The sequence below is a fragment of the Streptomyces sp. NPDC002403 genome (genome assembly GCF_053593015.1).
The window spans coordinates 1-6076 of sequence record NZ_JBSFBQ010000120.1; the positions used below are offsets into that span (position 1 = coordinate 1).

The 6076-nt window shown below is 67.7% G+C and carries 3 protein-coding genes and 4 pseudogenes; 4 read left to right on the plus strand and 3 right to left on the minus strand.

All coding sequences use genetic code 11. The annotated features are described in order from the left end of the window. From ACWCPY_RS42675 to istB, 4 genes and pseudogenes are all read left to right on the plus strand, one after another. Positions 1–1073: pseudogene (locus ACWCPY_RS42675) on the plus strand (hypothetical protein); the annotation flags it as partial. Positions 1074–1350: 277 nt separating this feature from the next. Then, a pseudogene (locus ACWCPY_RS42680) lies at positions 1351–1770 on the plus strand (Mu transposase domain-containing protein); the annotation flags it as partial. Further along, positions 1767–1892, plus strand: coding sequence for a hypothetical protein (locus tag ACWCPY_RS42685; RefSeq protein WP_451274523.1), 126 nt, complete (start codon positions 1767–1769; stop codon positions 1890–1892). The pseudogene ACWCPY_RS42680 and the gene ACWCPY_RS42685, both read left to right, overlap by 4 nt. 225 nt (positions 1893–2117) lie before the next feature. Next, positions 2118–2861, plus strand: a pseudogene (gene istB, locus ACWCPY_RS42690) (IS21-like element helper ATPase IstB). A 146-nt stretch (positions 2862–3007) separates the two neighbouring features. On the opposite strand, the pseudogene ACWCPY_RS42695 reads toward istB, so the two are convergent. From ACWCPY_RS42695 to ACWCPY_RS42705, 3 genes and pseudogenes are all read right to left on the minus strand, one after another. Further along, positions 3008–3600, minus strand: a pseudogene (locus tag ACWCPY_RS42695) (IS5 family transposase); the annotation flags it as partial. 135 nt (positions 3601–3735) lie between these two features. Beyond that, positions 3736–4983: an IS701 family transposase gene (locus ACWCPY_RS42700; protein ID WP_451274525.1), complete on the minus strand. Its 1248-nt coding sequence runs from the start codon at positions 4981–4983 to the stop codon at positions 3736–3738. 140 nt (positions 4984–5123) lie between these two features. Then, positions 5124–6076: hypothetical protein (locus tag ACWCPY_RS42705; RefSeq protein ID WP_451274527.1), on the minus strand; the 953-nt coding region annotated here is incomplete at its 5' end.

Here is a 6076-nt window from a genome sequence, read left to right on the forward strand (position 1 = left end):
TAGCCGAGGAACACCACGAACAGACGCAGCGGCTCCTTATGGACCTCTCCCTCCAGGCCCCGCCCCCGATACCGGCGGACATCTCCCCGCCCACCGGGGCAATGGGTCCTCCGGCAGACCCTCACGCACCCGCCCCGACCGGCCCACCCGCCCCGGCGAACCAGGCCGGCCCCGGCCAGACCCACCAACCCACCCCACCCCCCTCACTGACCATCGAGGACATCGCCCGCACCATCCGCCAGCTGGCCGCGCAGCACGGACGGGGGGTCGGGGGCGGTGTGCACCTCGACGCCCTGGCCGCCCACCTCAGCCGGACACAAGCCGAGATCAGGGACGTCCTCACGGCCAACGGCATCACCGTCAAGCCAGTCCAATTGCAGTTCGGCAACGAGCGGCGCCAACGGGTGGGGGTGCGGGTGGGGGATCTGGGCGGGCACGGCCTCGCCCACCTCCCGACTGTCGAGGATCTCGCCCGCACCATCCGTCAACTGGCAGCAGCGGACAACCGCCACGGTGTGCACCTCGAGGCCCTGACCACCCACCTCCGCGGCCTGTCGGAATTCCAGCACCTCGACCTGCAGAAATACGAGATCAGGAGCGTCCTCCAGGCCGCTGGCATCAGCGTCCGGCAATTCACAGGGCTGGACGGCGACATGCGGCGCCAACGGGTGGGGGTGCGGGTGGGGGATCTGGGCGGGCACGGCCTCGCCCAGATCCCGACTGTCGAGGACCTTGCCCGCACCATCCGGGAGCTGTCGGCAGCGAACCACCACCTCGGTGTGCACCTCGCCGACCTGAGCACCCACCTCCGCGGCCTGCAGGTATTCGAAATCAGAGGCGTCCTTGCGGCCGCCGGTATCACCGTCAAGTCACTCCACCTGTCGTTCGGCGACGAGCGGCGCTTCCGGCTGGGGGTGCGGGTGAACGACCTGGGCCAGCACGGCCTCGCCGGGAACGGGGCGGGTGAACTGCGCCCGGGCGCCTCCGACGAGCCGGGCAGGACAGGACCGGAAGAGACGATGGACCAAGTCCGCTCCCCCGGCCGGGCCCACGGTCCCGCCTCCCCCCACTGACCATCGAGGACCTCGCCCGCACCATCCGCGAGCTGTCGGCAGCGAACCACCACCTCGGTGTGCACCTCGCCGACCTGGCCGCCCACCTCCGCCTGCGGGAAAACGAGCTCAGGGGTGTCCTCGAGGCCAACGGCATCACCGTCAAGCCACTCCGCCTGCGGTTCGGCGGCGAGCGGCGCCTTCTGGCTGGGGGTACGGGCGGATGCCTTGGGCGGGCACGGCCTCGCCGGGGACGGGTCGGGTGAACTGTCCCGGGATGTGACCGGCAGGCAAGGACTGTCTCGTCGCCTTCGAAGCGAACCTCTACTCGGTGCCGGCTCTCCGGATCCGGCTGCGGCAGCTGGTCGAGATTAGGGCCACGAAGTCCCAGGCCACTCTGCATGCCACCACTCCCGACCGGCAGGGAGAAACCCTGCTGGCCACCCACCCGCGGGCATTTGGCCGCGGTGCCCGGGTCGTGGACGAGCGGCACTGGGACGGTCTGCCCACCGGGGCCGGCCGCCGCGTCACGGCGGGCGGAGACCTGCCCGCACCGCGGCGGCAGGACAGCGGGCTGGAGGCGGGATCGCTGTTGGCCTTGCTGAACCGGGCCGCGGCTACCCAGGTCGAGGTCGGCCGACGGCCGTTGTCGGTCTATGACGAGTTGACCGGCATCCGCCCCTTCACCACCCACCGAACGCCGAAGGAATCGTCTTGAGCGAGCTGGTCTCCACCCGCATCCGCAACACGGCCGCCAAGCTGGGCCTGCCCCACCTGGCTTTGTTCACGACTCGCGTCAGCAGTTGTTCACCGCTGCGGGAGGCTCCCGCACGGCGGTGATGTCGATGTTCACGGCTTTGAGCAGCAAGATGGACCACACACCTGACACCCGGCAACGGTGCCGCCGCTACGGACCACCTGCCCCCGTAGCCAGCGCTTTTGCCGTGCCCCTCCGGAAGCGGCAGACGGCCGATCTCGCCTACGGCCACTGAGCTGCTGCTCAAAGCCGTGAATATTTGACGCGGGCCAGCCCACCGCAGGGTCTCCCGAACTGCTGTCAAAACGCTGCTCGCTGTCGCGTACAGAGCCACCCACCTGGCCGAGGCCCTGACTCAGTACGCTCAGCGGGCTAACGAGGCCAAGATGGGCTACCTCGACTTCATCGACCTGATCCTTTCCGAGGAACTGGCCGTCCGTGACGACCGCCGATTCCGCCAGGGCCTGCGGTTGTCGAAGCTGCCGCATCACAAAACGCTCGATGACTACGATTTCTCGTTCCAGCCCGAGCTCGACCCTCGCAAGGTCAAAGACCTTGCCACCCTGTCGTTCGTCGAGGCCAAGGCCAACGCTGCCCTGCTCGGGCCGCCGGGGGTGGGCAAGACGCACATCGCCGTCGCTCTCGCGGTCGCTGCCTGCTGGGCCGGCTACTCGATCTACTTCACCAGCCTCGACGACATGGTCCGCAACCTCACCGCCGCCGAATCCGCCGGGCGCCTGACCAGCAAACTCCGCAGCTACCTGCGGCCAGCCGTCCTTGTTCTGGACGAAGTCGGCTACCAGCCCCTCGCTCGCGCCGAGGCCAACCTCGTCTTCCAGGTCATCTCAAAGCGATACGAAAAGGGCTCGATCATCCTGACCTCGAACAAGACCCTCAGCAAATAGGGACAGATGTTCGGGGATGAGGTCCTGGCCACCACCGTCCTCGATCGTCTCCTCCACCACTGCGGAGTGATCTCCATCAACGGCCCAAGCTACCGCCTCAAGAACCGGCTCGCCGCCATCGAACGAGAACGAGACGACGCGGCCTGAAGTTCCCTGCAACGGGCGAGCCTTGACCTGCGGAGATGGACGATCGGGCGTCACTGATGCCCTCGGCGTCGATCCCCTGAGCACTCGCGCTTCCCTACCGACCGGATGCCGGGAAGGCAGGTCCGCCGCGCTCCTCCTCGTCCCACTCTACGCAGGTCAGGGATGTCGTATGCCTTGTCGGCGTGGAGCTTGCGGGGTTTGAGGTTCCAGCCGCGGTGGGGATCGTGTCTCGATTGGAGACCGGCCACCATGGGCTTCAGGCCTTGGCTGTCGTGGGTGTTGGCGGCGGAGATGCCTACGACCAGGGGCAGTCCGTTCGCGTCCGACAGGACATGCATCTTGGAACCCGGTTTACCCTGGTCCACGGGGCTGGGACCTGTGAGTTCGCCCCTCTTTTGGCCCGTACGTGGGCGGAGTCGAGGACCACGCGAGTCAGGTCGAGCAGGCCGCACTCGTCGATGCGGTCGAGCACCGCCTCGTGCAGCCGGCCCCAGACACCGGCCCTGGACCAGATGGCGAAGCGCCGGTGGGCAGTAGATTTCGAGACCCCGAAACACGGCGGCAGAGCCCGCCAGGCACACCCGCTCACCAGCACATAGACGATCGCCGCGAACAGGGTCTCATCAGGCGTGTCCTGCGTCCCACCGCCCTGCGGCCGCACCCTCGACGGCGGGATCAACGGCTTCGCGATCTCCCACAGCCCCTCCGGAACAATCCAACTCCACGTATCCCGCCCCATGAACAACCCAACGAGCGATCACCACATAGGACACGGTCTAACACTCCAGTCAGATTTCGCGTCCTGAGCTGGCTCTTTTCAGGTAGTGGCATCGTTGGGCGATGGCTTGGTGGCGTCCGCGCCAGTGGGACCATCTCAGGGCATGCTGACGCTGGTTGAGTTCAGGTCTGGGGTGGGGCAGGAGAGTGTCCAGGAGCCGTCGGATTTCCGCCACGGTGAGGGAGACGAGGCTGGTCGGTTCGTTTCTGCGGTTTCCCGGTGGGCGGCTTGGGCGGCCAGGGCGGTGAGGAAGGCACGGGCGAGCATGGCCAGGGTGATGTGCCGGTACCAGCCCGGATAGCGGCGGACCTCGTACTCGTCCAGGCCGCACTCGTTCTTCGCGGCCTGGAAGCATTCCTCGACCGCCCACCGACTGCCGGCGATCCGAGCGAGTTCGTCGATCTCGATGCCGACGGGTGCGTGGGCGAGGTAGTAGGCGAGCTCGGCGGGGTCGGACAGACTACGGCGGGCCAGCACCCAGCGATGATGGGTCGGCGGATCCGGGTCGAAGACGATGTTGGCGGGCAGTTTCGCCGCGGCCCAGTCATAGACGCGTGGGCCCTTCGCTCCGTCGCCGCAGGACAGCCGCTGCCAGGCATCGGCGGGGGCCTCGTCAATGAGCTGGTCGATGCGCCAGGCACCGGCCAGGGGCTTGATCTGCTGGGACTTGGGCACCGCAACCACGTAGCCGATGTCGAGCTGCTCGAGCAGGCGTCGGAAGTTCCAGTCCTGCCCGTAAGCCTCGTCCGCGGTCACCCAGGCGGCCGGCAGGCCCGCAGCCACGCAGCGGCGCACGATGTCCCGGGCCAGCTCCCCCTTGGTGGCAAAGCCGCGTTCCTCAGGGATTTTCGCTGCCCGGCACCGCTCACGGTCGCAGGTCCAGGATTTCGGCAGGTAGAGCTCCCGGTCCACCAGGGCCCGGCCCGAACTGGTGGCGTAGGCGGCGAACACGCCGATCTGGCAGTTGTCGATCTTCCCCGAGGTGCCGGTGTACTGCCGGCCCACCCCGGCCGAGGTGGTGCCCTTCTTGACGAACCCGGTGTCATCGATGATCAGTACCCCGCCCGGACCGAGCCGCTCGGCGGCGTAGTCCCGCACGTCGTCGCGTACGGCATCGGCGTCCCAGCGGGCACCGTTCAGCAGGTGTTGCAGGCCCGCCGGATCACGATGGCCGGCCCATTCGGCCAGCTGCCAGCCGTTCTTCCGCCCGACCGGCGCCAGCAGACCCCGCACGTAGTCACGCATCCGCCACCGCAGATCCGCCCTCCCGAACCGGCCCGCCACCCGAGCGAAAGCCGACTCCAACTCGGCCTTCCAGCAATCGACTTCAGGCATCACGTCCATACCCGAACAACGACAACCAGCAGCTCAGGACACGAAATCTGACTGAAGTACTAAAAGACTGATTTCTTCCGGCTGTTCCTGGGCTCGTCGGAGGTATCTCGGGGCGGTGTGTCCTACCCGGCCCCGTCCTCGTGGCCGGGTCAGCCTAGATCGTCCACCCGCACCCCCAGCCATTTGTGTTGCTTGCCGCCGAACTGCAGGCGGAGTGTCCTGACGGTGATGCCGTTGGCCGCAAGGACGTTCCTGATGTCGAATTCCTGCAGGCCGAGGTGCTTGAATTCCGGCAGGCTGCGGAGGTGGGTGGTCAGGGCGTCGAGGTGCACACCGAGGTGGTTGTTCGCTGCTGCCAGTTGGCGGATGGTCTGGGCGAGGTCTTCGATGGTGGGGAGGTGGGCGAGGCCGTGCCGGCCCAGGGCATCTACCCGCACCCCCAACCGTTCCCGCCACGTTTCGCCGTCCAGCCCATTGAATTTCTGGACGCTGATGCCAGCGGCCTGGAGGACGTCTCTGATCTCGTATCTCTGCAGGTCGAGGTGCTTGAATTCCTGCTGGTCGCGGAGGTGGGTGGCCAGGGTAGCGAGGTGCACACCGGCCCGTTCCCTGGCCAGTCGGCGGATAGTGCGGGCGAGGTCTTCGACGGTAGGGAGGTGGGCGGTGCCGTGCCGGCCCAGGTCGTCCACCCGCACCCCCAACCGTTGGCGCCGCTCGTCGCCGAACCGCAATTGGAGAGTCTTGACGTTGATGCCGTTGGCTGTGAGGGCGTCCCTGATCTCGGCTTGTGTCCGGCTGAGGTGGGTGGCCAGGGTGTCGAGGTGCGCACCGGTCTGTTCCCCGGCCAGTTGGCGGATGGTGCGGGCGAGGTCTTCGATGGGCGGGAGGTGGGTGGTGCCGTGCCGGCCCAGGTCCTCCTCCCGCATCGCTGGCAGGTGCGGCGCTGCCGGGGGCTTTGCTCCTTGCGCCGGGGCGGGTGGGCCGGTCGGGGTGGGGGGGTTCTGGGTTGGGGTGTGGCTGCCGTTGTAGTGGTCGCCTGTGTAGTTGTGGAAGAGGGTGAGGGATTCCTGTGCGTCGTGGGGTCCCCAGGTCAGGCCGTCTC

Bases quoted from the DNA above. Each gene is read 5' to 3' on its own strand.
- ACWCPY_RS42700 (WP_451274525.1), bottom strand. From the start codon at position 4,983: ATGGACGTGATGCCTGAAGTCGATTGCTGGAAGGCCGAGTTGGAGTCG.